Source organism: Pseudomonas sp. LBUM1661, from assembly GCF_059695925.1.
Genome location: NZ_CP166794.1, coordinates 2,429,697 through 2,454,711, shown reverse-complemented (window position 1 = coordinate 2,454,711; position 25,015 = coordinate 2,429,697). Strand labels below are relative to the sequence as shown.

Below are 25,015 nucleotides of genomic sequence, written 5' to 3'. Positions count from 1 at the left end.
TTCGCTAGGGAAGCAGCTCGGGGGCATAGGCCTTTAGCCGGGCCTTCACCAGTGACGCGCCGTGGCGGGTCAGCACTTCCATTTCTTCCGAAGACAAGCGGCTCAGGTTGGTGTCGATCGATGAGGCAAACGCCGCGTCGCCCTTCTGCGCCTCGCCCGTGCGGCTGTCGATCGAAAACCACATCGGCTTGGGCCCCTTCCCCGCCAGAAACCGGAACTGAAGCCGGTCAAACTCCAGCCCGCGGATCTGCTCCATCATGATGTCGAGCCCGGCCTTGAGCACGATGGCGCCGGATTCGGTCGGTCGGCTGTTATTGGCAAAAGGCTTCCCTCCGTCGCTGACAATCAGGTAATCGAGCGCGTTCCGGTCGCGAATCAAGGGGTTGACCGCCATGTTGTCGTACACCCCGCCATCCGTCAGCGTCACGTATTCAACGTTGGCGGCGGGGCCGTAGGTACTGGAATCGAGCCTTAACGGCGGAAACACCGGCGGAAATGCCGATGACGCCGCAACCGCCTGGCAGATCGGGAAATCGAGCGCCGGTATGACCCCGAGTTCATGCTCGCCCATCTCGCAATCCTTACCGCCGCCGGCCACGAAAAAGAACATATTGCCGGTCGAGAGGTTGGTGGCATTCAGATAAATACGCGGCCCGTTACTCAGCGCTACCAGCTTTTTCTTCAGGAACAAATCCTTGTCGTAGGCGCCTGCCAACTTATCCAGCCGCGACTCGAACGGATCGAGCGAACCGGCGATAAACGATGACACCGCAATCGAGCGCGTACGCAAGTAAGTGTCGAGCACATCCAGTTTATTGGCCGCGCTCCAGTTCAACGCCACCGTGGCACCGGCGATGCTGCCGCCGCTCACGCAACTCAGCAGATCGAGCTTGTCGAGAAGCCCGTGGCTGTCCAGTTCGCGCATGACGCCCAGGTGAAACGCAGCCGCTCGAAAGCCGCCGCCCGACATGGCCAGACCGATGCGTTTGTTTTCGCCGTTGATAATCACTGACATGGTGAGCTCCCTTGATAGAAGAAGCGTGGAACAGCGCTACTGCTGTGGCGCAACCATCTTGAACTTGATGTTGATGACGTCGGAGACAGCGGTGTCGGCCCATTCACCGTCACCGATTTTGAAGTCGCTGCGCTTGAGCTTTAGTTGGCCTTCAAAGATCCCGATGGCGTTCTCGGCCTTCAGCAGCACCGGTACTTCCACGACCTGAGTAACGCCCCTGAGCGTGAGTTTGCCGGTGATCACATAGCGGTTATCACCCAGCGCTTTTGCGCCGGTCGATTGAAACGTCGCCTCGGGATACTTCGCGGTGTCGAACCAGGCAGGCTTTTGCAGTTCGTCATTGGCGTCGCTGCTCCCGGCATCGATGCTGTTGAGCTGGATGGTCAGCGCGGCATGGGCGGCCGACGGCGCCGCTGTGTCGAAATCAAGCGTGGCCTTGAACTTGCTGAACGTGCCATAGACCCGCGAGCTGAACTGCTTGTAAGTGAAGGAGATGGTGCTGGCGGTCTCATTCACTTGCGTATATTGGGCCGCTTGCGCGCACGGCAACGCGCCGAATACCAGCGCGGCAACCCATGCAGTGGAACGAGGCAATCGAGGGGTCATGGTGTTCTCCGGTTGGGGCGCCCGTCGTGAGTGGCACCCAAACCAACGTTAGTGGACTAAAGCAAAGAACCGCCCTTTATTCCACCCAATGTACTGACTTCCGACCACCTGTCGGCCGAACGGATTTCACACCATGCGCCTACCCCCGCAGGTGTTTAATGGCTCCAGCACTCACCGCATCGGAGACCGGCCATGAAAATCGTCGTCATCGGAGGCACCGGGCTGATCGGCAGCCAACTCTGCAAAAACTTGCAGGCGCTGGGGCATGAAGCGCTGGCGGCGTCACCCAGCACCGGCGTCAACGTCATCAGCGGCGAAGGACTGAAGGAGGCACTGCAAGGCGCCGATGTGGTGGTCGACGTGGCGAACTCGCCCTCCTTCGAGGATCACGCGGCGTTGCACTTCTTCGAAACCGCCGGGCACAACCTGATCGCGGCGGAGAAAATCGACGGGGTCAAACACCATGTCGCGCTGTCCGTCGTCGGCACCGAGCGGATGCTGGAAAGCGGCTACTTCCGGGCCAAAATGGCGCAGGAAAAACTGATCAAGAAGTCCGGCATTCCCTACACCATTGTCCGCGCCACGCAGTTCTTCGAATTCATCGGCGCCATTGCCTACTCGGGCCGCGAAGACGGCGACACCATCCACCTGACCTCCGCCGCGCTGCAACCGATTGCCTCGCTCGATGTCGCGGCGGCACTGACCGATATTGCCCTGCAAGCACCGAGCAACCAGACCGTGGAAGTCGCCGGGCCTGAGCGCAAACCGCTGGTCGAGTTCGTCACGCAATACTTGCAGCACATCAAGGACCCACGCCAAGCGGTTTCGGACGACACGGTTCCGTACTTCGGCGCGCCGATCAACGACCAATCGCTGACGCCGGGGGAGAATCCCATTGTTGGGTCGACGAGGTTTGACGATTGGCTAAGGAGCCCGGCGCATGCATCCTGAGTCATGTCAGTAAGCACCCGCGTTACCTGACACACCGTCATCGCGGGCAAGCCCGCTCCCACATTTTATTCCGGGTGGTCACACAAAACGGGCTCACCACCAATCCCTGTGGGAGCGGGCTTGCCCGCGAAGACGTCAGCACAGCCAACATCAATACCGACCAACGCGTCATCCCGCGAGCGCACTGATCGTCACCCACTAATCACCCGCCTCTCGCAGCCAAGCCCGCTGCAACAGCCTGATCACCTCAGCATCCGAGGTCTGGGAAAAATCCATGTACCAGTGCCCGATCGACATGAACCAATCCGGCATGACCGGGCAAATCAACTCATCCACTTCACTGCGCAGCGCTTGCGCCGTCTCAATCGGCGCCACCGGCACGGCCACAACAATGCGCGCCGGCGCGTGCACCCGCGCCGCGTGGATCGCCGCCATCATCGAGGCTCCGGTCGCCAGGCCGTCGTCGATCAGGATCACCACCTGATCCTTGAGTTGCACCGGCGCGCGCGTTCCCCGGTAAACCTGCTCACGCCGTAACAGCTCGCGGGTTTCCCGGGCGACCACGGCATCGAACGCGGCCTTGTCAATCGGGTGCATGCGCAACGCGTGCTCATTGAGAATCTGGATGCCACCGCTGGCAATGGCGCCCATCGCAAACTCCTGATGGGACGGCACCCCGAGCTTGCGCACCAGCATCAGGTCGAGGCGAACTTCCAGCGCAGCAGCCACTTCATAGGCCACCGGCACCCCGCCACGGGGCAAGGCGAGAACGATCACATCAGCGCGATGTGCGTATTTGAGCAGCGGTTCCACCAGACGCCGACCGGCCGCGGCCCGGTCCTGCAAGAGGGTTGACGATGAGGGACTCATTGGAAAACCTCCCCAGGCGATCACGCCTGACGGTTCGCATCACGGTCACTCCGGATTGTCGGTCTGACAGTGGCTGACATCAAGCTCAGCCATGACGCACGCGCCCGCCGATTGCCTCCCCGGCGTCAGCGCGAATGACAAAAAAAAGCGACCTCCCTGATGCAGGACTTTATGGTCACCTGCACTCAGAAGGTCGCCCTTGTCTGCTCCGAATAAGCCCTGAGGCTTACACGCGGAATCGGCCTAGCCTGCGCTCGCGACTGTCCGTGGAGAAATAACGACAGAGCCCTGTCGTCTCACACGCTGAGTCAACACCAGCATCGTCAGGAAACCCAGCGCAATCAGTACCGGATACGCCATCAACAGTTCGGAAAGGGAGTATTTCCAGGCCAATGGGCGCCCGACGCCCAGCATGGCCGCATACATCCAGGACACGGCCGACAGCGAGCCGCAGAACAGCGCCAGCATCCGTGCGCTGAAGCCAAGATTGAGCAACGAGCCGGCCTTTTGCAGCGCGGGCAATACCAGGCGATGCAACATGAGGCCGTTGTAACTCAGCAACACGACAATAATCACTTTGGCGTGCAGCTTGGGATTCATAAAGTAATTCATGCCTTTTTCGAGGTAATCAATACCGATGATAGCGGCACCCGTCACCCACAACGCTATCAATGCAGCGATGACAGACTTCTGAAGACTTTCCATGTGAGCATTATCATGCTCAGTGAATGTTTTACGTTTTAACAAATCTCGGACCATCGCAATATCGCTGGTCAATACCAATCCAATGGCCACACAACAAGACACTAGATGAACGTAAATAACGCCCAACCGCAAAAACTCCATGCATTCTTTATTTTCGATCAGGCTCATAATTGTATTTATCGCCACGGTACTTTCTCCACCTTATTCGATAGTACAGATCGGTATTTAACAGGGTATTCAACTCTTTAAAACCCTGCGCGATCTTACTTTTATAAGATATGCCAACTCATCGACTTGGCACTGCTTAGCCCATTGATTCGCCTGGCAAATCAATGACCGGCTTGTTATTGCCTCCTGAATTTCAGGTAAAAAAATCCCCATTAGCATTCACTGCACATGAGGTTAATTTTCCACTTCTTTTCTGCGGCTGCAGGAGCAGGTCTTGGGTGACGTGCTGGAAGATCAGAGGCCCGAGATTTCGGAATGTTCATTTTTTGAGCAACCCACCGACAAACGGCGGTTAGTGTGAACGCCCCACACGTCGTGTACTAACGTATCAACTTCCCTGTCAGCCCCATGACAACTAGGCTGGTGAATTACAGTGGGTTGCCAATACGGCTTATTGGATCCATTAGTTGTTAGGCACCTTACGAAAAGTACAATAGCGTGCAGATCTTATTTGCGATCTGCCCCACTGAAAAAGTCATACTTTTACTCTTCTACTCACCCACTAAGGTGAATTGCTGATGATCGGCGGAACGTGCGCCGCCGATCCGGGTTTCAATCAGGGACAGATCGCTGCGGTCGCGCCCTACACCAACCGCTCAATCTTCTGATGCTGCCAGACCATTTTGTAATACGCCGTCTGCAACGCCAGCATCCCCAGATACGCCACCGGAAACGCCATCCACACCCCTTGCAACCCGTAGTGCCCGTCCAGCACATACGCCACCGGCAACTGCACCCCGACCACACAAAAAATCGAAATCGCCATCGGCACCAGCACCGACCCGCTGGCGCGCATGATGCCGCCGACAATCGCCTGGAAGCCGAACACCAACAGACTCCACAGCATGATGTGCAACAGATACTCCGCCTTCGCCCGGGTGGAATCATCCGTGAGGAACAACCCCAGCAACCAGTGCGACAACAGATAACCCAACACCACCAAGCCACCGGTCAGGCACACGTTGATCAACAGCCCCGTGCGCAGAATCGGCCCCATGCGCTCAAGCCGCCCTGCCCCAATCGCCTGAGCACCGAGGATCGACGCCGTGATCGCAATCGACAGCGCCGGAAACTGCACGTAATTGACGATCTGCGTCACCGCGCCATATGCCGCCGTCGCCTGCGAACCGTGCTGATTCACCAGCGCCAGAATCACCAACTCCGACACCGACAACACCACCATCTGCAACCCGGTCGGCAAGCCGATGCGCAACACCTTGCCGAGAATCACCAGGTCCAGGCGCATCGCCGCGAACATCTCCCGATCCGGCGCCAACGGATGCCCCTTGCGAATCAACCGCCACGCGAGCCACCCCATCGCCGACAAATTACCCGCCAACCCCGCATACGCCGCACTCTGAATCCCCATCATCGGCAACCCGAACCAACCCCGAATCAACGCCGGCGTCAGCGCCAACCCGATACACGTCGACACCACCAACGCAATCAGCGGCGACACCGTGTCGCTCACCCCACGCAGCAGCTGAGTGAACAGCACGTAGACCAGCAGCGACGGCATGATCCACATCATCACGTGCGCGTAGGACACGGCGTCGTCAATAACGTCGGCCGGTGTGCCCAAGCCTTGGAGTGCTGGTCTTGCGAATACGCTGCCGAGTACTGCCGCTGTCAGGCCGATCATTGCGCCTAACAGCAAGGTTGTGCCGGCGATGGTTTTCACCAGATGCGGCTCACGCGCGCCCCAAGCCTGACCGATGAGCACACCCGCGCCCGCGCCGAGGCCAATGACCAGGGCGATGAAGAAGAAGACGATGGGGAACATGCCGGACACGGCCGCCAGGGCTTGGGTGCCGAGCATTTGGCCGATGTAGATGCTGTTGATGGTGCCCGACATGGATTGGAGGAAATTGGAGAGGACCATGGGGGCGAGGAAAAGGAGGTAGGTTTTCCAGAGGGAGTGTTGGGTGGCGGGGGTTTGCATGGATAGAAAAGTCTCAGATGAAGGTAGGACGCAACGCAATCAGGGATTGTAAATGGATTTACGCAAATATGAATGAATGGAACTGATGTCTCTGAAACCCAATTTTGAATAAGTACAGGAAATATAACCAGAAATACGCAGATACATCACTTTTACTCTGGTAACGAAAAAGCTGACTACGCTCAGTCCACCTCAAGTCGAGCCACGCTACACCACCAAAGGAAGGTACACATGCTTTACATACCATGTATGAAGGTAGGTCAAAACGACGTAAAGGCATTAATAAATCTGGAAGAGCATCGTAAAGACCTAGTATCGCCACTTCTCAACATGAGAGGTAAAGAACGAAATCTTAATGACTTTCTTGGGAACTGGGGCAACCATCCTTACTTGCTAGACATATCTAGATCCCCACAAGACATCGCAGAAGAAGTTATAGCAGAAAGAGACTTACACAATCCTGCCAATCACTTCGAAAACAAACGAGCCTGGCTCGCCGAGGTAAAAGCTAAAAACAACTCACTAATCCCGGTTGTGTCCTGGTTAGACACGGACAACTCACGAGACGTCATACAACAAGCAAGACTGCTATTAACAGAATTTGAAACCATCGCCATCAGGATTCTTTGCACGGCTGAAATAACAGGAGTCAGTTGGAACCGGGCGATAAGCATTCTGGACGCCATTCCTACCCCAGAAAACATAATTGCCATCCTGGACTTTGGAGATCGATCTCCGATATCCACCATTAACGGTGGCACACTCGACCATAGCTTATCAATTTTGGATACATACGGTGTTCATAGTGCGACCCTTATCAGTTCATCCTTCCCGAGCCAGAAGCCTCAATCAGGAAGCTCCAGCACAGCTATTTGCCACGATATAGTTTGGCAAACAGAAGCCAAAAAACTGAACAGTACAATAAATTTAATTTATGGGGATTATGCCGGCACCCACCCTGGCGCCGCTGTGGAGTATATTCCGGGGATGGCCGTTATACCTTTCGCCAGTTATTACGCGCCTAATGAGTGGTGGTTGAAGCGGCTCGGAAGAGATAAAGAATTTGAAAACTACGTTCAGCTTGCCAGAGACATTCGTCAGCTACCCGACTACCACGGCGATGACTTTTGCTGGGCGACTAGAGAATATGGCCGGATCAACCAAACAAATGAGAAATATGGAAACAATGGAGTATGGAATGGTTTGAGAGCCAATCAGCATATTTGTGCAACGCTCCAATTTCTTCAACACGAAGATAAGGGCGAGGACATCTCGTTCGACGATATATTCTGACACTCAGCGTATCGCACCTTAAGCCTGCTCAGAACCCTATCTCGAATGAGATCCCACTCTAGCGCCTCGGCCACTTCGAGGCGCACCTCCTTTATCTTCATAATATGTTTTGTCGGCAGCTGAAATTCTTTACAAATTTCATCTAGCTCCGACCGCCACAAAAGCCCCGTGAGGGTAAATTTATCGCGAGATTTATTGGGTGCTGCTTTTCTAACAACAGCGATAGATCCAATGTCATCAATCACAAGAATTCCAACGCTTCTATGAGTAACGCCGAACGCTTTCTCTATATGTTTGGAATGACAGCAAAGCCAAACCTGATCAAAACAACTGAGGTAGGCATCTTGTTGGCCTTCCCATCTGGACAGGCTATCTGCAGCCGATTTTATCTCAAATGCCGTTAGCTGACCGTTCGCATGTACGAGGTCTGCACGCCTCGCTTTGTTGATGAAACAAAGCTCTCCGATGAAGACATCTTTGTCAGCATGAGGCATGGTCTTGGCGACCCATGTCTTGAGTAATTCACGGATATGATCTGGATTGTGCATGGCGAAGGAGTATAGCTTCTCTCCCCTTCGAAACCTACTAGTACGGTCCCCTCTCTGGGGACCGGCACCCTCCCGATTGCAAAAAATCCGATGACTGGATGGCTTGGATCAGCTCATTGTTGAAAAACGTCAATAATTCGAACTAAACCCAATAAAATCAGGGTTTTGTAGCGATTCTGTATGTGAAATTAAATTTGAAGCAGGCTCATACTCCGCGCCTCTAATCGCATCAAAAACCAAGAGGAGAAATGATCCAGGTTCTCAATTATCAACGCGCCCCTTTTTCTCTGTTTAACGACCATACCCACACCCGTCTCACGTCCTACCACAATCTCGGAATCAGCTCCCTTGTCGGTTTAACCCGATGAAGCTTATAGTCCGCCCCGTCGCCCAAAATGGCGATTCAGGTTTGGCGACCTGACCACAGAGAATGCGAAGGCTTCCGCTTTATTGCAGGAGTCGTCGCACCCGCAAAGCCGCTATTATGGCGGCTGTGCGCGGGAGACCTTCGGGTCTGCCGGTGTTCTCTGTGCCGGTTCGCCAACCTGCGCACAGCTGCCACCCTATCGTTTGGCGACGACTGAGTGACGGCCTTGAGCCAATCAAACAGAGATCTTCAAAATGAATCGATACATGCCTCTCACCGGAATTGACCTGATTCCGGCTTCCCTGCTCATCGACACAGAAGCCCCACTCGACGTCCTGCAAGCGATGGCTGACTACCGCATCCGCACGGTCACCCAAGTGCTGGAAAACATCGCCTTCCGCGCCGAACTCGGTTGCGACACGGTGGTGTTGAAAGACTTTTCTCAGCTGTTAGCCATTCCGTTACGCGACGGCTGTGACTTGATGGACGTGATCGGTCGACGCTTGCGAGCGCAGGCGAAGGAGTAGGTGAAAACGGGCGCCCCTATGGGCGCCCGTTTTCTGCAATTGCGACCTGTGCGTCAACGCGGCTGACGGATCCATTCGTGATCCCATTGACCGAAGCCACGTCACAAAAATATGTGAAATAAAATGTGAAGGTAATTTTGTTTTAAGCGCCTGAAAAACCTCTGGAGGCCAGTAAATTAGCGCCTCTTCATCAAGTCAGTATGTGAAATAAAATGTGAAGACTTTCATACGGTGAGAACCGCTATGTGCGGTCGATTAAATGGAAACGGGCGCCATCCAGACGCCCGTTTTTTTGTGTCCATGATCAAAGTGACTCACCAGCATCCAACAGACGGATGACCTTCCCTTCAGGAAGGCAAAGACCGCCTACCCGAGACGTTCAAGCAGGCCCTTGAAATTACAATCAAGCCCTGCGCGTGGAGCAATACTCCACAATGAGCTGAGTAACCGCCGCCACAATTACCTGATCCGCGTCTTGTCGCTTTAGGCCCCCTGCTGCTGAGGCCGTCCCCGGCCACACATCGATTCATTACAACCCCAAATATTTGAACAACCACAACCCGCCCATCCCCACTGCCAACGTCAGCAGCGTATTGCGAGTCTGCCAAGCCACCCACGCCGCCAAAATGGCGGCGGGGATCTGCGGGTTATTCAACACGAATTCCCCCTGCCCGTTGGGGTACACCACGGCGGGCAGTACAAGGGCCGCCAGCACACTCGCCGGTACGTAAAGCAAGGCCCGACTCAGCACTGACGGGATGCGCAAACGGCCATACAGTTCGACAAAGGAAAGGCGCATGGCGAACGTTCCCAAACCGACGGCCAGGAATATCCCCCATAGGGCTAGATCACTCATGGTGTCTCCCTCTCGACGTCATGGGTCAGTGCATCGCTCAATGGGCGTTTGCGAATGCTCTCGACCACCAGACCCGCGATGACACCGCCGATGGACGCGGTGACCAGTCCAAGGTTGTAGGGCATGTTCACCGCCACCACGGCGAGCAACCCGCCGACCAAGGCGGCGGCCAGGGTTGCCGCGCTACGGAGGCCCGGCACCAGAAGCGCCAGAAACGAAAGCGGTATGGCAAAGCCCAATGACCAGGTCTCGGGGATGCCTGCGCCCAGGTAGATGCCGGCCAATACCGACACATTCCAGGTCAGCCACATGCCAGCGGCGGTGCCGGCATAGTAGTAGTGGGCGAATTGACCCAGTTCGCCCGAGGAAAGCTTGAGACTGAACAGTGCGTAGGACTGGTCAGAAAGCATGTAGGACAACGGCCAGGTCCAGCGCCGTGGCAAGTGGTGCAGATCGGGGGCGAGTGACGCGCTGTACATGATGAAGCGCAAGTTGATGACCAGGGCCGTCACCACAATCGCCACCGGCACAACGCCGGTATGGAGCAGTTGCAGGGCAACCATCTGCGCGGACCCGGAGTAGAACAGCAGCGTCATGCCCATGGTCGTGCCGGGCGACAGGCCCATGTTGATCGCCATGACCCCCGTCAGCAAACCGAAAGGAATGACACCGGGACTTAATGGAATGAGCGCCCGGACACCTTGCATGAACGCTTCCCTTCCTGATTGGTACGGCATTTCGTCTCCTTGATGTTGTGTTCGCGTCACCCGTTTGATCGACCGTTGACTGGCCCGTGGTTCGCAGCCCGTCGTGCGGTAGAGTGTGGACCCGCAGCCCGATGGGCAGAACCGACTTTTTTTTCGCGAAAACAGGTAGTTTTTGTTATGGCTAAAAGCTCCCAGCCTGATCAGGCCTTGCTCTCAATGCCGTCCTTCAAGGCGATGAGGTCCTTCGTGGCCGCCGCCAAGTACCGGAACTTTACCCGAGCCGCCGAGGCGTTGTGCGTCACCCAAGCGGCGATCAGCCGGCAGATTCGCGAACTTGAACTGTACTTGGGGACCGAGTTGTTCACCCGCACCGGGCGGGAAGTCAGGCTGACAGCCTCGGGCACGGCACTCTTCGACGCGGCACAACTGTCGCTGCTCAACATCTTTCAAGCCACCGAAAGAATCCGCCGCGAAAAAAACGACAAGCGCACCCTGACCCTTTGCTGCTCACCCGCCTTATCGGCGCTTTGGCTGTCCCACCGACTGAAAGACTTCTTCAGCGCCAACCCCGATGTCGATTTGAATGTCATCACTACCCAGCATTTTCTGGTGATGGAGCCCGGGATCAATCCGGATATCTTCATCACCAAGAACAGTGACCTGCGCCCCGGCTATTTGCGAATGCCCTTGTTTCATGAAGTCGTCTATCCGGTGTGCACGCCGCGTTATCTGGAGGCGCATCCGGAACTGAGCACGCTTGAGGGCATGCGCAACAGTGTGCTGCTGGACCTGAACCCTTATGGCCGTTCCCAGCTGTCAGAACAGGTCGACTGGAATGTGTGGTTCGCTTTCCAGTCCCATGACCTGCAGATCCCGGCCTCGGAAAGCCCGCACTATTTCAGCAGCAACGACTACAGCCTGCTCGTGCAAATGGCGCTGGATGATCAAGGCATCGCCTTGGGCTGGGATCATTTGGTGAGGCATCTGGTACAGCAAGGGCGCCTGGTTCGGCCGCTGACGGAGGAGATTACGCTCAGGGAATCGGTGCAGTATTTGATGATCAATGAGAAGAAGGCAGAGGACCCGGCGTGTGGGCGGTTGAAGGATTGGCTGGTGGCTGAGTTCAAGTGAAGTCAACGGCGAGCGCCCCTTTCGGTTGCCGATCAGTTAAAAATTTGAACCCCGCTATCCCTTGTGGGAGCGAGCTTGCTCGCGATGGCGGACTGGCAGACAACGTATGTGTTGAATGTAAAACCGCTATCGCGAGCAAGCTCGCTCCCACAGGTTCTGCGGCTTAACTGGACTGGCATTCCTCCTGTTAGTCCTGTGCTTAGGATTGCCGGACAATATCAACCGAGATCTCCACCGCCGCCATCGTGCCTCTGTTCTCAAGCCAGTGCGTGGTGTGCCTGTCCTCGGGCCAGCCCACGCCCGGCCCATAATCCGTGGCGATTCCATTTCGATGGTCAGTGATCGTTCCTTGCAGAATGTAGACGGTGCCTGGCCTGTCGATATGGTTGTGAATCGGCCCGAAGACGCCTCCGGGCTCGATGGTCACCCTGCGCATTCTGAGTTGGCGCCCTTCCATCCCCTCGATCTCAGGCCCCAGGTCAATCGTTGCAAGTAAGGTCACCGTAACGCCTTTCGTCTCGGGTGCCGCCTGTTCGTTGCTCATCGCGCTCCCTCTGTTTATACAGGGCCTAACTAGAAGTAGAGACCCTAAAAGGCGTGATCAGTCGGGAGGCGACAAAGGGTTGATTGCCGCCCTTCGCACAGGTTGTTATCGGCCAGAAGCGAACGCTGGCTACTATTCCCCATCCAGTGCTCCCAGACAGGTACCTGACCCAGTCATTTCAACGGGGCATACCTGATCAACGTCTTCGGCTCCAGATACGCGCTCATTCCCCACCTGCCCATTTCGCGCCCAAGGCCTGAATGCTTGAATCCACCGAAGGGGGCACGCGGTTCGTGGGCCAGGGTGTTGATGAGCACGCGTCCCGAATCGATCTGACGGGCGACGTTCATACAACGTTCGGAGTTTTTTCCCAGCACCAGGGCGCTCAGCCCATAGTCCGTATCGTTGGCAATGCTGATCGCATCGGCATCATCCTCGTAGGGGATGATCGTCAGCACGGGGCCGAAAATTTCCTCACGCGCGATGCGCATACGGTTGTTGCCATCAGTGAAGATCGTGGGCTTCACGAACCATCCGGCATGCAAGCCTTCCGGGCGACCTTCGCCACCCGCCAACAACCTCGCGCCTTCTTCCTGGCCAATACGAATGTAGCGCTGCACCCGTTCCCATTGTTTCTGGCTCACCATCGGACCGATGTCGGTGTCGGCGTTGCGTGGATCGCCTGACTGAATCTGTGAGACCCCCTCCTTCGCAATCCGCTCGAACTCTGCCAGCCGGCTGCGCGGCACGAGGATGCGAGTGCCCGCGATGCAAGCCTGGCCGCTGTTGAGAAATCCGGCTTGCAGCACCAACGGCATGACCGCCTGAAAATCAGCATCGTCAAGCACCACGGTGGGCGACTTGCCGCCCAGTTCGAGCGTCACGCGCTTCATGGTGTCGGCACCGGTTCTTACCAGATGCTGACCGACAGCGGACGAACCCGTGAACGAGATCTTGGCAACGTCTGGATGACGGGTGATCTCCTCGCCAACCACATCGCCCCGTCCGTTGACGACATTGAATACACCCGGTGGCAGACCTGCCTCGTGCAACGCCCTGACCACGACCTGCGTCTGCAACGCGCTCATCTCGCTGGGCTTGATGACGGCGGTACAGCCTGTCGCCAGCGCGGTGGCCAGCTTGTTGCAGATGAAGCCCGCATTGCTGTTCCAGGGCGTGATCAGACCGGTGACGCCTACGGGCGTCAGAATGACCCTGGCCATGCCGACCTGTTCCTCGAAATCGAACGCCTCCAGTGCATCGATTGCTTGCGCAATCACATCGGCCGGATAAGTCGCCATCCAGCGCCCGCGAACCGCAGGCGCGCCGTATTCCACGAGGATGGCTTCCAGCAGCTCCTCCTCCCTTGCCGCCATGGCCCGGTGCATGCGTTGCAGTGCCGCAATGCGCTCCTCCCGGCTAGTACGAGCCCACCCCGGGAACGCAACCTTCGCGGCTGCAATCGCACGCTGTGCGTCCAGTGCATCACCCAGCCGAACCTGACCGATGACTTCCTCGGTGCTCGGGTTATGGAGGTCGAACCATTCCTGACCGTGTGGAATAACGAACTCGCCGTTGATGTAGATATGTTCAATGCGTTGCATGGCGACTCCTCGCTCAAAATGACTCGCCTGAATCGAGCCTCTGTGATGAAGTCTAAGAAGGGTTCATTATTCCGATAAGCCATCATTTTTCTTATGAAGCATCCTTATATTCAGGACAATCCATGCACAGAACAGGAATGACCGAGCTGGAAGTGGTTCTGGCCGTTGCGCGCCGCAGCAGTTTTCGCGGCGCAGCACAGGAGCTGGGCATGTCCACTACCGCCGTGAGCAGCGCGGTGGCCGGCCTGGAAGCACGCCTGAAAGTGCGCCTGTTCAATCGCTCCACGCGCAGCGTTGCCCTCACCGACATCGGGCAACGCTATGTGGAGCGCATCGCCCCTGCATTGGAGCAGATCAAAAGTGCCGGCGAAGAGGCTAGCGTCGGCCCCGATGAACCCAGCGGCACATTGCGCATCAACGCACCGCATGGCGCGGCCTACCTGCTGCTGGAGCCGCTATTGAAGCAGTACGCTCAGCGCTATCCCGAAGTGCGCATCGACATCGTCAGCGAATCAAGCATGGTCGACATCATCGCCGGTGGCTTCGACGCCGGGATTCGCCTGGCAGAGTCTGTGCCGCAAGACATGATTGCCGTGGCACTGTCAGGTGACATTCGGATGCTCGTGGTAGCAACGCCCGAGTACCTCGAACGCCACGGCGTGCCCGAGCATCCGCGAGATCTACTCACCCACCGGAGCATCGGCATGCGCATGGCCCATGGCGGCCTCTACCAGTGGGAATTGGAGCGCGATGGCCAGAAACTGCAGATGGATCTGCCGGTGCGCTTCGCCTCCAACGAGTTGCTGGCCATCAAACAGGCCGTGTTGTCGGGCCTTGGCATTGGTTTCATTTCCGAGTGGTTCATCCAGGAAGAACTGGCAAGCGGCGCCCTGGTGCCGGTATTGATGCCGTGGTGCCCGTCGTTTGGCGGGTTGAGGCTCTACTACTCGGGCCATCGCTTCGTGCCGGCGCGATTGCGCGCACTGATTGAACTGGCGCAGGAATTGCGGCCCGCTGTGGTTTGATCATGTTCCGCCGCCTTTTTATCGTCCAATGGAATACCCCATGAAAACCCGCCACCTGCATCGTTTGCTCCAGGGAACAGCGGAGTGTGATTCCGCTGTCGAGTCACTCATCCTCATACTTGAGGCCGCTGTTGAACTGGTGTCGATTCCGGGAAATGATTTCTGCTGGTCGTATTGGGCTGATGAGTTCAAGGCGAAAGCTGAACTACAAGCCCTGATCCACTCATTAAAAACCGGTACCTTGCCTGAGCGGTTGAACGTCGCCGTGTTGTTTGCGCCCACCGGACCGTTGCAGGAGCTGGGCATGAGTAGTGGATGGGCTGAGACTTATTTGAAGGTCGCCGGCAAATTTGATGAGGTTGAAAGGTTGCTGTGGGGAAGATGAGATGATTGGCCCTGCGATAGACAAAAAGGGGGACAGCACACCGTTGCGGCGTTCATTCGACCCGGTTTGATGGTTGTCATGCACAGGGCGCTTTCGAGCCTGCCGGTCTACTCGCGTACGGGTCTACAAACCAGTGCAAGCGGCCCCCTTCGGCCAAAAACCACCCATTAGAAAGGACTGCTTTCGGCCAAGAAGCGGACAGTCGCACAAGCACTGCGCACACTAGCTTCCGTCCACCGTGCGGTGGGTAAGACGCGTTCATGAGGACACTCCATTCCATGGCAATCTAATTGCATTTGCAATCATATTAAGGCGTGCAGTATGGTGCAAGCATGACGGAACGCACGGAGATTTTTGGAATATGATCGGCTTTTCCACCTTCAGCAAAACACCAGATACCCGCCTTGCCGCTCAGGCCTGCATCGATAAAATCCGAACCTTGGCACGGCAACACACCGATGGCTTTTCCTCTCCACTCGATACCATGATCGATATCGCCAACCGACTGGAAAGGGATCCGGGAACGACCAGTCATGTCTGGGTCATCCGGTCCAACAAGCAGTCTCAAGTCGAAAACTGTCACACACGTATCAGCGCCTGGCCACTGCGCTTTAGCCCTACTGCCTGCGCCAGCGAAAAACCGCTGTTGTACCTGACCAGTTCTGCGACATCGGCCGAACTTTGCGCACTTTCAAACGAATCCGCCCACAGGGGCATTCTGTGCAATGACATAGAAACCTTGCCCTCTCGTTGGCCTAAAGGTGCTCACCCCTGGGTTCCGCTTTGGCTGGCCGCCAACCCGCACTGCCTGCCCTTCGACCCCGCCAGCGGTTCCGAAGCGCACGCCATTGCGCTTGCTGCGTTGCAAAGCTTGTATGTGGAAGGCAATGACGGTTTCTATTACATGGCGCTTCACGATGAGCCCGATGATTTCATCGCCCCCATCAGCCAACTCAGTGCGAGCCAGGCACTTAAGGGTATGTACAAGCTCAACGAGATAGATACAGATGCCGGGCAACCTCGGATTCGCTTGTTGGGCGCGGGACTGGCCTTGCAGTCAGTGATCTGCGCAGCGCAAATGTTGCGTGATGACTGGGGTGTCGAAAGCGAACTTTGGAGCTGCCCCAGCTACACCCGGCTGGCCCGGGATGCAGACAAGGCACAACGTTGGAACCGGATGCATCCGCACATGCCGCGGCGGTCTTCACATTTGCTCGACTGCCTGAGCGCCGATGATTGCCCGGTGGTCGCTGTGACCGGTTATGCCCAGCATGTCGCCGATCAGATTGGTGCGCATATCCAGTCACGATTCGTGGCGCTCGGCGCTGACTCAACCGAAACGCCGCCGGGCAAATCGTTGGATAAACGCTGGATTGTGATCCTCGCTCTGCGAGCCTTGGCAGAGAAAGGTGCGATCGAGCAGACGCGCGTAGAACAGGCCATCGGCCGCTATCTGCTGCAATGACCGGACAACGGTCAACCCGCTCGCCCACTGTTGCGCGCCGCCCTTGCGGCTCGCTCAAGCGCGTCACTGAAAAACCGCTGTTGCTCGTCATCGAATTGCGACAAAAACAGCTCGTCCACCGCCCCTTCATAGATTTGCCACATTTTTTTACGTAGCACTTTCCCGCTCTCGGTAATGGCGGCATACGCACCACGGCCGTCATCGCTGGCCCGGCTGCGTGTAACCAAGCCTTCGGCCTCCAGACGGTCCACCAACCGGGTGAGGTTGTAGCGTTCGATCGCCATCACGTCAGCCAATTCGTTCATGCGCCGGGTGCCGTCAGGGCCGCTTTCCAGGCCCCATAGCGCGTCGTACCACGCATAAGCCGGCAGTCCGGCGGCTGCCAGCCGACGCTCGATTTCCCGGATCAGGCAACGGTGAGCTCTGACGAATCTGAACCAGGTATCCGGATCGCTTGAAGACATGCATCCCCCATTTCATGAGATCTATTTAGTTGCAATTGTAACGTGCTGCAGGCTAAGTTCTCGCATGTAGTTGCAGTTGCAACTACAAATATTGTTCAAGGTTGGCGTCGACCCACGCCCCTTAGCCAGGCACCAAACGACTCGGTGCTGCTGCACTGTCCAGGAGATGACGATGGCACAACAACCCCTGTTTCTCGACGAGGATCCACAAGAAACTCGCGAATGGCTCGAATCCATTGAATCGGTGGCGAGCGTCGAAGGGCGCACTCGCGCCCACTATCTGATCGATCAGATGCTGGATTTCGATGCCAACCGCCATGGTAATTTTTACGGGCGCGTCACCACGCCCTACGTCAACACCATGGCGGTCGACCGTCAGTTGCCCTACCCCGGTGACCTGACGATTGAGCGCCGGATCAATGCTTATATCCGCTGGAATGCTTTGGCCATGGTGCTACGCGCCGGCAAACATTCGAACGTGGGCGGGCACATCGCTTCCTATGCGTCGGCGGCCATTCTGTACGACGTCGGCTTCGAGCATTTCTTCCGTGGGCGCACCGAGCAGTTTGGTGGCGACATGGTGTATATCCAGGGCCACTCTTCACCGGGCATCTACGGGCGCGCTTATCTGGAGGGACGGCTGAGTGAAGATCAGTTGGATAACTTCCGCCGTGAGACCGACCGCGACGGTGTCTCGTCCTATCCGCACCCCAGGCTCATGCCGGACTTCTGGCAGTTTCCGACGGTATCCATGGGACTCGGACCGATCACTGCCGCGTATCAGGCCAGGTTCATGCGCTACCTCGAAGACCGTGGCCTGAAAGAACATCAAGGGCGCAAAGTGTGGGCGTTTCTCGGTGACGGCGAAATGGACCAGCCGGAGTCGCTGGCGGCAATTTCCCTGGCAGGACGGGAGAAGCTCGACAATATTATTTTTGTCGTCAACTGCAACCTCCAGCGCCTGGACGGACCAGTGCGCGGCAACAGCAAGGTGATCCAGGAATTTGAAAGCCTGTACCGGGCGGCCGGCTGGAACGTCATCAAAGTGATCTGGGGCAGCGGTTGGGATGCCTTGCTGGAAAAGGACAAAAGCGGCCTGTTGCGTCAGCGCATGATGGAATGCGTGGACGGCGACTATCAAAACTACAAATCCCAGAACGGCGCTTACGTACGTGAACATTTTTTTGGCAAATACCCTGAGTTGCTGGAACTGGTCAGCGACCTGAGCGATGACGAGATCTGGAAGCTCTCACGCGGTGGCCATGACCCGGAAAAAGTCTACAACGCCTACGCCGCCGCCATGCGCCACAGCGGCGGGCCAACCGTCATTTTGGCAAAAACGGTGAAAGGCTTCGGCATGGGCGAAGCAGGTGAAGGCCAGAACATCAACCATCAACTCAAGAAGATGGGCGAGGACGCGGTCAAAGCGTTCCGTGATCGTTTCGGGCTGGACCTCACCGACGATCAATTGGGCGACATGCCCTACCTCAAACCGGCAGCGGACAGTGTCGAGGCCCTTTATCTACAAGCCAGACGCACCCAACTGGGCGGTTACGTGCCTGCGCGCTTCAGTGCGGTGGAGCCGTTGCAGATCCCGCCATTGTCGGCCCTGGACACCCAACTCAAAGGCACCGGCGAGCGCGGGATTTCCACCACCATGGCGTTTGTGCGCATCCTCGGCACTTTGCTCAAGGACCCGAGCATCGGCAAGCTGATTGTGCCCATTGTCCCGGACGAATCACGCACCTTCGGCATGGAGAGCCTGTTCCGCCAAATCGGCATCCACTCCCACGTCGGCCAGTTGTATACACCTCAGGACGCCGGCCAACTGAGTTATTACAAGGAGGCACGGGATGGCCAGATCATGCAGGAGGGACTGAACGAGTCCGGCGGAATTTCTTCCTGGATCGCAGCGAGTACTTCGTACAGTACACACGGTGTGATGATGGTGCCCTTCTACATCTTCTATTCGATGTTTGGCTTCCAGCGCGTCGGCGATCTGGCCTGGGCGGCAGGCGATGCCCGCGCCCGAGGTTTCCTGCTGGGCGCCACGTCCGGCAGGACCACGCTGATGGGCGAAGGCCTGCAACATGACGATGGTCACAGCCATGTACTGTCTTCTACCGTACCGTGCTGTGTGTCCTACGACCCGACGTTCGCCTATGAACTGGCTGTGATCATCCAGGATGGCATGCGGCGTATGTATGTCGAAAACGAAGACATTTATTACTACATCACACTGCTGAACGAAAACTACGCCCATCCGCCCATGCCCGAAGGTGTCGAACAGGACATTCTCAAAGGCATGTATCGGCTCTCGACATCGGCGCAGCCAGTCGAAGGCAAGCACGTGCAATTGATGGGTTGTGGTTCGATCCTGCAAGAAGTCATCGCCGCCGCGCAGTTGCTGGAGCAGGACTTCGGTGTCAGCAGCGAAGTGTGGAGCGTCACCAGCCTGACCGAACTGCGTCGCGATGGACAGGATGCCGAACGCTGGAATTTGCTGCATCCCCAGCAGCCACCCCGTATCGCTCACGTTGAAAGTTGCCTGCAAGATAAACAGGGCCCGGTGGTGGTAGCGACTGATTACATGAAGATTTTTGCAGACCAGATCCGCCCGTTCGTGCCCAAGCGGCGCTTCGTGGCATTAGGCACCGACGGTTTCGGCCAGTCGGATACCCGGGAATCGCTGCGCAGGTTCTTCGAAGTGGATCGGCACTTCATCGCGTTGGCGGCCTTGAAGGCGCTGGCCGATGACGGAGGTGTGCCAAGGGAAAAAGTAGCTGAGGCGATTGCCCTTTATGGGATTGACCCGGAGAAGCAGAACCCAGCGAAAGTTTGAGTCTTAACTATTGTAACTGCCTCCCATTATAAGGAGGGAGGCGGCTTCTGGCCGCTGCGTTTGCAGCGGCCTTTTTATGGACTCCAGTAACCTCCCTGCTATTTCTTCGCGCAGATACGAAACCTAAAACCAGCCCCCGCAGCCTGGCGATTCGACAGTTTGTTTGTGGGGGGGCCTCGGCAAACTCAAGCCAACAGCTCGGTGATCCACCGCGGCCTGCCGGGCGATGTCCTGCACCTTCTCCTCGTTTGCGGCTCCTCACCACAGGCAGAAAACGGTCCAGGCCGTGTGAAAACGCACTGAATACGTCGAAAGTTGAGAGCTACGGGCGTTGCCTGCGAAACCAGCAGACTGAAGCGCGAATTGCCCTCGTCAGCTACATAGGCGTTCGTAAATGCTGTTTGGGCCGCGTCAGCGGCACAAACGGCTACTAACTGGCGAACCAATCGGCTGGATTCACGCCCTGATCGCCTCAAGTAGCCCTGCGATGCCGAAAATGCTCATCATTCGTTTGAGGTTGTAGGCGAGCACATGAAGGCTCATTTCGGTGCTTACCCTTGGTAGTGTTTTGGTCAGGAAGTGGGTGGCTCCCATCCAATATTTGAGCGTTCCAAAAGGATGTTCAACGGTCTGTCGGCGACGCCTCATCATCGTTGGATCATTTTCCAGCCGTGCCTGCATCGCATCGATTACGGCTTCATGTTCCCAGCGCTTTACCCGGCGCTCCTTACCCGTCGTACATTGCTTGTGCATTGCGCAGGACTGGTAGCCCGAGAACCAATAACAGTGCAGTAGCATGCCGTCTTCCACCGAAGAATGCCGCCGGGTCAGTAACTGTCCCGCAGGGCATCGATACTCGTCCGATGCAGCAAGGTAGATGAAGTCCTGCTTACCAAATCGGCCTTCGGCTTTGCTGCCAGATGTCAGGGGTTTCGGTACGAAGGTAGTGATGCCGGCTTGCTCGCAAGCAAGGATTTCCAGACCTTTGTAATAGCCTCGGTCGGCCACCACCGTTAGCGATTCAGCCTTGATTTCTTCACGCGCTTGGTTCGCCATATTGCTCAGTTGCCCACGATCATTACCAACGTTGGTCACCTCATGGGCAACGATCAGATGGTGTTTGTCGTCGACTGCTGTTTGTACGTTGTAGCCCACCGTTCCGGGCCTCGGCCGCTCGTGGCCATTGAGCGTGCATCTGGGTCTGTGAGGGAGATCTGCTGGTCTGGACTTTCGTGGAGCTGCGCCTCGATGTCCTTGAGTTTCTGCATCTGCTTTTTCAGTGTTTCTATCTTTTCTTTAAGCCGCTCTGCTTTGGCCTCGGCCACTTCGGGCGTTGCCCGATCCGCCGAATCCATCGCCGCCAGATATCGATCAATGCTCTGCTCGATCTGCTGCATGCGTGCCTTCACCTTGCCCTGAGTGAAGTTGCGGTCGCGATTATTGACGGCTTTGAATTTGCTGCCGTCGATGGCGATGATCGATTGGGAGAAGAGATTGAGGTTGCGGCAAAGAACTACGAACTGGCGGCATACGCTGCGAATGGCTTTGCCGTTGTCTTTGCGAAAGTCGGCAATGGTTTTGAAGTCCGGAGCCAAACGCCCCGTTAGCCACATCAACTCGACGTTGCGCTCGGCCTCACGCTCAAGCCTGCGGCTGGACTGAATCCGATTGAGGTAGCCGTAGATATAGATCTTCAGTAAGACCGCTGGGTGGTAGGCCGGACGACCAGTTGCTGCCGGATCGACGCCCTCAAAACCCAGTGCGCCCAGGTCGAGTTCATCGACGAAAACATCGACCACTCGGACTGGATTTTCTTCGGCTACGTAATCGTCCAGACACTCTGGCAGCAGCGTCACTTGCGTCCGAGCCTCACCTTCAATAAATCGCTTCATGATCGCCCCCGATACGATCTAGACGATCAGAAGGTTAGACAATCACTGGCGTTTTCACACAGCCTGGACCCAATGTGGCCATTCGTATGAAGCAGAAGTCAGTCGAATTGCCTGTCTTTCGCCGGACTTATCTACCCGTCAGCGTGGAAACAGTAACGTCACAGCCACGCGAAAGCCCCAGCCTTGCGCACCATCCTCCGGACTGTCGAGCCAGTACCGTGGACCAGCTTGCAACGTTAGAGGTTGACCGCCGACTTTCAACAACTGGGTGACCGTCAGGTTGACTGGTACTGCCCACTCCCGGGATTGCCAGTTATAGGTCGACTCGGTGTTCACCCCATAAGTGGTGAAGGTAGCGGTTGTGTACGAGATGAAAGGTTGCAGGAAGGTCTGGTTAACCTTTTCTTTGTCATCCGGAGGGCTGTCCTCCAACCCCCAGATATGGTTAGCGAGAATACCCCGAGTCCAGCCGTTTGACTGTTTTAGCGCGACCGCTGTCGGGCCTAGACCCCATTGCTTACTGCTGAGCAGTTTATCGCTGCCGGTAGGAATCAACAGCGCTGGGCCGACACCGAGGATCCAACCATTACCGGTGGGTTTTGTGGGAGAGAAGAAAAAACTTTGGGTCACGTCGCCGATGCCGGATTTATCCGCCGCGCCATTTGGCGCTAGGCCGTGCTGGTCGATCACTGGCAGGATGGTTCGCGAAATCAAGTTCCAGTCGTCGTTCAAACTAAAGGGCAATACGGGCTGGATGTTAGTGACGCTGTGCATGCCATCACCGCTCGGCCCCATCTTCTGATCCCAGTTGTATTGCACCGGAAGGCTGTACATTGCGGCAACCGGGTTGAGTGCCTTCTTTGCCAATTCTGCTGAATCCTCGGCCTGTACCCAACTGCTCTGCATAGCGACAATAGCGGCCGATAGGAGAGTTAACGGTAGTTGTATTCGCAACATGTTCCCTCCTATTCGGCAGGAGCCAACATTACGGTCAGCCTCGCCCGAGCGGTTGTTCTGACCGCGACTCTGTCTCACCGAACCAGTTCGAGCTCGCTCGGTCGCCACGTTTTCGTGAAAAACGATTCAAGTGGGCTGTAGAGGCGCAGGATCGTAAACCAGCCCTTGTCAGGCGTGGTCTGAATCCAGTTCCCCTCCTTGGCGTCGGCTGGCTTCGTAGGACCGAAATAGATGGTTGTGGACCCGTCCGCATTCTCGACTGAGGCCGGTGAAGGGTAGGTTTGGCTACCCGCTCGCGGGTAGCGTTGCGGAGTCTGGAGCATGGACCGCGTCTGGTTGTCGTATACGGTGAATGACCAGAATTTGGCCGCTGGAATATTTGGGGGCAGGGTCACTTTGTAGGTCTTGCCGCCATCAAAGGGATTCTTTTGCGCATCCGAGAACCCCATGAGGTACTGCGAGCCCACGTTGGGCAGGCGCATGATCATTCCTGGTGAGTCCATGGTGTAACCGTAATAGAAGGCCGTGCGCGAATCGAGGGTCCGTGCACCGGTCGGTGGCAATGCCTTGAACAAGCCTTCTTTGGTGATCATGGGCGGTGGTGTCTCAAAATCGAAGCCTCCCTGCCACAACATGCTGGCCCACATCGAGTTAGGGTAGTAGGCCCAGCCGGGATACTCGGCAGCACGGAAGTTCAGTGATCGCCCCGCTGCATTGCCCACGGCGGCCGCGTCGGTGAGGATCTTCTTCATCCGCTCGTCCGGAGCAAATGGCTTGCCCTTCACGATGCCAATGGCCGCCAGTTGACCCAGGAGTTCAGGGTTGAACGAGGTGGCGGGTTCCAGTTGCACAAGTTTGTCGAGCGTTTCGAAATAGGTGAAGTCGTTAGGAGGAATGGTGTTGAAAGACTTGCCGCTGCCGTCCACGAATTTCGTCGGCGGTATCGGCGGATTGGGCTCCAGCCTGATTTGGCCTGCGAGCGCCGTGGCAATGCTGGTGCCGTAGCCACCTGGGGTATAGGGATAAATCTTCAGCTTGTCTTTGATGAGGTCGACTGAAGGTTTTGGATCGTTATTTTCCATAAAGGCGCGAACGGCGTAGAGCACGTGGTTGGTTTTCGCTCGGCCTACGAAGAAGCCACTGTCCGGGAGAGGCCCGTCGTAGTCCGGCGGTACGATAAGATACTTGCCACCTTCGCCCCGGTCAGGCCCGGGCGTACCAAGGTCGATGATCCAGCCGAACCACATGTCATTGAGCGTACCGAGCGACTTCGGTGGCACTTCAACCACCAGCGGGCCCTTTGTCAGGTCGAGAACCGAGAGCGTATAGATGGTGTCGGCGTTGGCGGTGAGAAACAGCGATTGGGAGTCCATCAACTCGGAGAAGATGATCACCGTATTGTCGTCTGCCCCAATGCTGTGGAAACCCTCGCGAATCGCGTAGGCCGATGCGCCTGAAAAACTGTTCATGAACGCATCTATACCGCGAGTGAAAGCCAGGGTGTCATAGACGTCCTGTGTGGTTTTTACGCTCGGTGCGCCGTCCTTGAACTCCAGTGTGCCGATACGGGTTTCAATGCGATCGGGTGTAGTGATACCCGGGGGAATTTCGGTGGCCGCCTGAGCCGCGTTCATTGCAGGTAGCGATAGCGCCGCCAAGGCCGTCAGCACGGTCAATGGTTTCAAAATATGCGTCATAAAGTTCTCCCTGGTGGATGCCAAATGCATTGACTACCCAAACTTAGGAACTAATGGCGCAGTGACATTTTTCCGGCGCGGCCAATCACTTTCCTTGCGCCCTCGTCATCACTGAGTGGTACTGACATTGAATCGCTCGGATGACCGTTTACAAATGTTGCGCACCATTGTCGGAACAGCGCAGTCTGCTTGATCAGTTCTTCCAGCAGACCAAGCATAGGTGCTCATTTTCCATCGCTCCAGTCACTGGCAGTTATTGGCCGATTTCTGCCTGTCGCGACCGGTTGAATCCACAGCCAAAAGCAGTCAGTCGGTTCGTCGGCAGGCGCCTTCAACCTATCGCCATAAAGCCCCGAGGGGAAATCACCACCCTGCGTATTTCGTCCTCTGCTGA

The 25,015-nt window shown here is 56.6% G+C and carries 21 protein-coding genes and 1 pseudogene; 8 read left to right on the top strand and 14 right to left on the bottom strand.

Features of this window, described 5'->3' with window-relative positions:
- Positions 1-4 precede the first annotated feature (4 nt).
- Together ACA057_RS11380 and ACA057_RS11375 are read right to left on the bottom strand one after the other, a co-directional pair.
- Positions 5-1,009 carry a patatin-like phospholipase family protein gene (locus ACA057_RS11380; protein WP_497348342.1) on the bottom strand — a complete coding sequence of 335 codons (1,005 nt, stop codon included), beginning with the start codon at positions 1,007-1,009 and terminating at the stop codon, positions 5-7.
- Between the two features lie 42 nt (positions 1,010-1,051).
- Complete coding sequence (locus tag ACA057_RS11375; protein WP_497348340.1) at positions 1,052-1,621, bottom strand: YceI family protein; 570 nt, start codon at positions 1,619-1,621, stop codon at positions 1,052-1,054.
- Between the two features lie 192 nt (positions 1,622-1,813).
- Here ACA057_RS11375 and ACA057_RS11370 point away from each other — a divergent pair, with 192 nt between their 5' ends.
- Positions 1,814-2,572, top strand: coding sequence for an SDR family oxidoreductase (locus ACA057_RS11370; RefSeq protein WP_497348338.1), 759 nt, complete (start codon positions 1,814-1,816; stop codon positions 2,570-2,572).
- A gap of 198 nt (positions 2,573-2,770) precedes the next feature.
- On the opposite strand, the gene ACA057_RS11365 is transcribed toward ACA057_RS11370, so the two are convergent.
- The 3 genes from ACA057_RS11365 to ACA057_RS11355 all read right to left on the bottom strand — a co-directional run bounded on the left by ACA057_RS11365 (position 2,771) and on the right by ACA057_RS11355 (position 6,317).
- The gene (locus ACA057_RS11365; protein WP_497348336.1) at positions 2,771-3,442 is read right to left on the bottom strand and encodes a phosphoribosyltransferase; all 672 of its coding nucleotides are present in this window, start codon (positions 3,440-3,442) and stop codon (positions 2,771-2,773) included.
- 243 nt (positions 3,443-3,685) lie between these two features.
- Positions 3,686-4,333 carry a hypothetical protein gene (locus tag ACA057_RS11360; RefSeq protein ID WP_497348334.1) on the bottom strand — a complete coding sequence of 216 codons (648 nt, stop codon included), beginning with the start codon at positions 4,331-4,333 and terminating at the stop codon, positions 3,686-3,688.
- Between the two features lie 625 nt (positions 4,334-4,958).
- Positions 4,959-6,317 carry an MATE family efflux transporter gene (locus tag ACA057_RS11355; protein ID WP_497348332.1) on the bottom strand — a complete coding sequence of 453 codons (1,359 nt, stop codon included), beginning with the start codon at positions 6,315-6,317 and terminating at the stop codon, positions 4,959-4,961.
- 231 nt (positions 6,318-6,548) lie between these two features.
- On the opposite strand from ACA057_RS11355, the gene ACA057_RS11350 reads away from it, so the two are divergent.
- Entirely contained in the window at positions 6,549-7,610 is a 1,062-nt protein-coding gene (locus ACA057_RS11350) for a beta family protein (RefSeq protein ID WP_497348330.1), read from the top strand.
- Here ACA057_RS11350 and ACA057_RS11345 read toward each other — a convergent pair.
- The gene (locus ACA057_RS11345; RefSeq protein ID WP_497348328.1) at positions 7,562-8,158 is read right to left on the bottom strand and encodes a sce7726 family protein; all 597 of its coding nucleotides are present in this window, start codon (positions 8,156-8,158) and stop codon (positions 7,562-7,564) included. The two genes, ACA057_RS11350 and ACA057_RS11345, sit on opposite strands and share 49 nt — an antisense overlap.
- A 621-nt stretch (positions 8,159-8,779) precedes the next feature.
- Between ACA057_RS11345 and ACA057_RS11340 the strand changes: the two genes are divergently transcribed.
- Positions 8,780-9,052 (top strand): hypothetical protein, encoded by a 273-nt coding sequence (locus ACA057_RS11340; RefSeq protein ID WP_497348326.1) that lies wholly within the window; start codon positions 8,780-8,782, stop codon positions 9,050-9,052.
- 529 nt (positions 9,053-9,581) lie between these two features.
- Here the strand turns inward: ACA057_RS11340 and ACA057_RS11335 are convergent.
- Both ACA057_RS11335 and ACA057_RS11330 read right to left on the bottom strand, forming a co-directional pair.
- Positions 9,582-9,908, bottom strand: coding sequence for an AzlD domain-containing protein (locus tag ACA057_RS11335; RefSeq protein WP_497348325.1), 327 nt, complete (start codon positions 9,906-9,908; stop codon positions 9,582-9,584).
- Positions 9,905-10,645 (bottom strand): AzlC family ABC transporter permease, encoded by a 741-nt coding sequence (locus ACA057_RS11330; protein ID WP_497348323.1) that lies wholly within the window; start codon positions 10,643-10,645, stop codon positions 9,905-9,907. The genes ACA057_RS11335 and ACA057_RS11330 overlap by 4 nt, the downstream gene beginning before the upstream one ends.
- A gap of 147 nt (positions 10,646-10,792) precedes the next feature.
- Here ACA057_RS11330 and ACA057_RS11325 point away from each other — a divergent pair, with 147 nt between their 5' ends.
- Positions 10,793-11,746 (top strand): LysR family transcriptional regulator, encoded by a 954-nt coding sequence (locus ACA057_RS11325; protein ID WP_497348321.1) that lies wholly within the window; start codon positions 10,793-10,795, stop codon positions 11,744-11,746.
- Between the two features lie 199 nt (positions 11,747-11,945).
- On the opposite strand, the gene ACA057_RS11320 is transcribed toward ACA057_RS11325, so the two are convergent.
- Positions 11,946-12,290: a cupin domain-containing protein gene (locus tag ACA057_RS11320; protein WP_497348319.1), complete on the bottom strand. Its 345-nt coding sequence runs from the start codon at positions 12,288-12,290 to the stop codon at positions 11,946-11,948.
- A 173-nt stretch (positions 12,291-12,463) separates the two neighbouring features.
- The gene (locus ACA057_RS11315; protein WP_497348317.1) at positions 12,464-13,894 is read right to left on the bottom strand and encodes an aldehyde dehydrogenase family protein; all 1,431 of its coding nucleotides are present in this window, start codon (positions 13,892-13,894) and stop codon (positions 12,464-12,466) included.
- A 122-nt stretch (positions 13,895-14,016) separates the two neighbouring features.
- Here ACA057_RS11315 and ACA057_RS11310 point away from each other — a divergent pair, with 122 nt between their 5' ends.
- From ACA057_RS11310 to ACA057_RS11300, 3 genes are all read left to right on the top strand, one after another.
- On the top strand, positions 14,017-14,919 hold the full coding sequence (locus tag ACA057_RS11310; RefSeq protein ID WP_497348315.1) for a LysR family transcriptional regulator: 903 nt from the start codon (positions 14,017-14,019) through the stop codon (positions 14,917-14,919).
- 40 nt (positions 14,920-14,959) lie between these two features.
- Positions 14,960-15,304 (top strand): hypothetical protein, encoded by a 345-nt coding sequence (locus ACA057_RS11305; RefSeq protein ID WP_123366406.1) that lies wholly within the window; start codon positions 14,960-14,962, stop codon positions 15,302-15,304.
- Between the two features lie 361 nt (positions 15,305-15,665).
- A complete protein-coding gene (locus ACA057_RS11300) occupies positions 15,666-16,769 on the top strand; it encodes a transketolase-like TK C-terminal-containing protein (protein ID WP_497348313.1) in 1,104 nt (367 codons plus the stop codon).
- Positions 16,770-16,780: 11 nt separating this feature from the next.
- Here ACA057_RS11300 and ACA057_RS11295 read toward each other — a convergent pair whose 3' ends face one another.
- Positions 16,781-17,233, bottom strand: a complete 453-nt coding sequence (locus tag ACA057_RS11295; RefSeq protein ID WP_497348311.1) for a MarR family winged helix-turn-helix transcriptional regulator — start codon at positions 17,231-17,233, stop codon at positions 16,781-16,783.
- Between the two features lie 172 nt (positions 17,234-17,405).
- Here ACA057_RS11295 and aceE point away from each other — a divergent pair, with 172 nt between their 5' ends.
- Positions 17,406-20,075, top strand: coding sequence for a pyruvate dehydrogenase (acetyl-transferring), homodimeric type (gene aceE / locus ACA057_RS11290; protein ID WP_497348309.1), 2,670 nt, complete (start codon positions 17,406-17,408; stop codon positions 20,073-20,075).
- A 456-nt stretch (positions 20,076-20,531) separates the two neighbouring features.
- On the opposite strand, the pseudogene ACA057_RS11285 reads toward aceE, so the two are convergent.
- The 3 genes and pseudogenes from ACA057_RS11285 to ACA057_RS11275 form a co-directional block, all read right to left on the bottom strand.
- A pseudogene (locus tag ACA057_RS11285) lies at positions 20,532-21,967 on the bottom strand (IS1182 family transposase).
- 138 nt (positions 21,968-22,105) lie between these two features.
- Entirely contained in the window at positions 22,106-22,873 is a 768-nt protein-coding gene (locus ACA057_RS11280) for a transporter (protein WP_497349870.1), read from the bottom strand.
- A gap of 125 nt (positions 22,874-22,998) precedes the next feature.
- The gene (locus ACA057_RS11275; protein WP_497348307.1) at positions 22,999-24,621 is read right to left on the bottom strand and encodes a DUF1254 domain-containing protein; all 1,623 of its coding nucleotides are present in this window, start codon (positions 24,619-24,621) and stop codon (positions 22,999-23,001) included.
- Positions 24,622-25,015 lie beyond the last annotated feature (394 nt).

Bases quoted from the DNA above. Each gene is read 5' to 3' on its own strand.
- ACA057_RS11315 (WP_497348317.1), bottom strand. From the start codon at position 13,894: ATGCAACGCATTGAACATATCTACATCAACGGCGAGTTCGTTATTCCA.
- ACA057_RS11370 (WP_497348338.1), top strand. From the start codon at position 1,814: ATGAAAATCGTCGTCATCGGAGGCACCGGGCTGATCGGCAGCCAACTC.
- ACA057_RS11345 (WP_497348328.1), bottom strand. From the start codon at position 8,158: ATGCACAATCCAGATCATATCCGTGAATTACTCAAGACATGGGTCGCC.
- ACA057_RS11365 (WP_497348336.1), bottom strand. From the start codon at position 3,442: ATGAGTCCCTCATCGTCAACCCTCTTGCAGGACCGGGCCGCGGCCGGT.
- ACA057_RS11350 (WP_497348330.1), top strand. From the start codon at position 6,549: ATGCTTTACATACCATGTATGAAGGTAGGTCAAAACGACGTAAAGGCA.
- ACA057_RS11325 (WP_497348321.1), top strand. From the start codon at position 10,793: ATGGCTAAAAGCTCCCAGCCTGATCAGGCCTTGCTCTCAATGCCGTCC.
- ACA057_RS11310 (WP_497348315.1), top strand. From the start codon at position 14,017: ATGCACAGAACAGGAATGACCGAGCTGGAAGTGGTTCTGGCCGTTGCG.
- ACA057_RS11340 (WP_497348326.1), top strand. From the start codon at position 8,780: ATGAATCGATACATGCCTCTCACCGGAATTGACCTGATTCCGGCTTCC.
- ACA057_RS11335 (WP_497348325.1), bottom strand. From the start codon at position 9,908: ATGAGTGATCTAGCCCTATGGGGGATATTCCTGGCCGTCGGTTTGGGA.
- ACA057_RS11320 (WP_497348319.1), bottom strand. From the start codon at position 12,290: ATGAGCAACGAACAGGCGGCACCCGAGACGAAAGGCGTTACGGTGACC.
- ACA057_RS11280 (WP_497349870.1), bottom strand. From the start codon at position 22,873: ATGCAGAGCAGTTGGGTACAGGCCGAGGATTCAGCAGAATTGGCAAAG.
- ACA057_RS11355 (WP_497348332.1), bottom strand. From the start codon at position 6,317: ATGCAAACCCCCGCCACCCAACACTCCCTCTGGAAAACCTACCTCCTT.
- ACA057_RS11305 (WP_123366406.1), top strand. From the start codon at position 14,960: ATGAAAACCCGCCACCTGCATCGTTTGCTCCAGGGAACAGCGGAGTGT.
- ACA057_RS11300 (WP_497348313.1), top strand. From the start codon at position 15,666: ATGATCGGCTTTTCCACCTTCAGCAAAACACCAGATACCCGCCTTGCC.
- ACA057_RS11275 (WP_497348307.1), bottom strand. From the start codon at position 24,621: ATGACGCATATTTTGAAACCATTGACCGTGCTGACGGCCTTGGCGGCG.
- ACA057_RS11375 (WP_497348340.1), bottom strand. From the start codon at position 1,621: ATGACCCCTCGATTGCCTCGTTCCACTGCATGGGTTGCCGCGCTGGTA.
- aceE (WP_497348309.1), top strand. From the start codon at position 17,406: ATGGCACAACAACCCCTGTTTCTCGACGAGGATCCACAAGAAACTCGC.
- ACA057_RS11330 (WP_497348323.1), bottom strand. From the start codon at position 10,645: ATGCCGTACCAATCAGGAAGGGAAGCGTTCATGCAAGGTGTCCGGGCG.
- ACA057_RS11295 (WP_497348311.1), bottom strand. From the start codon at position 17,233: ATGTCTTCAAGCGATCCGGATACCTGGTTCAGATTCGTCAGAGCTCAC.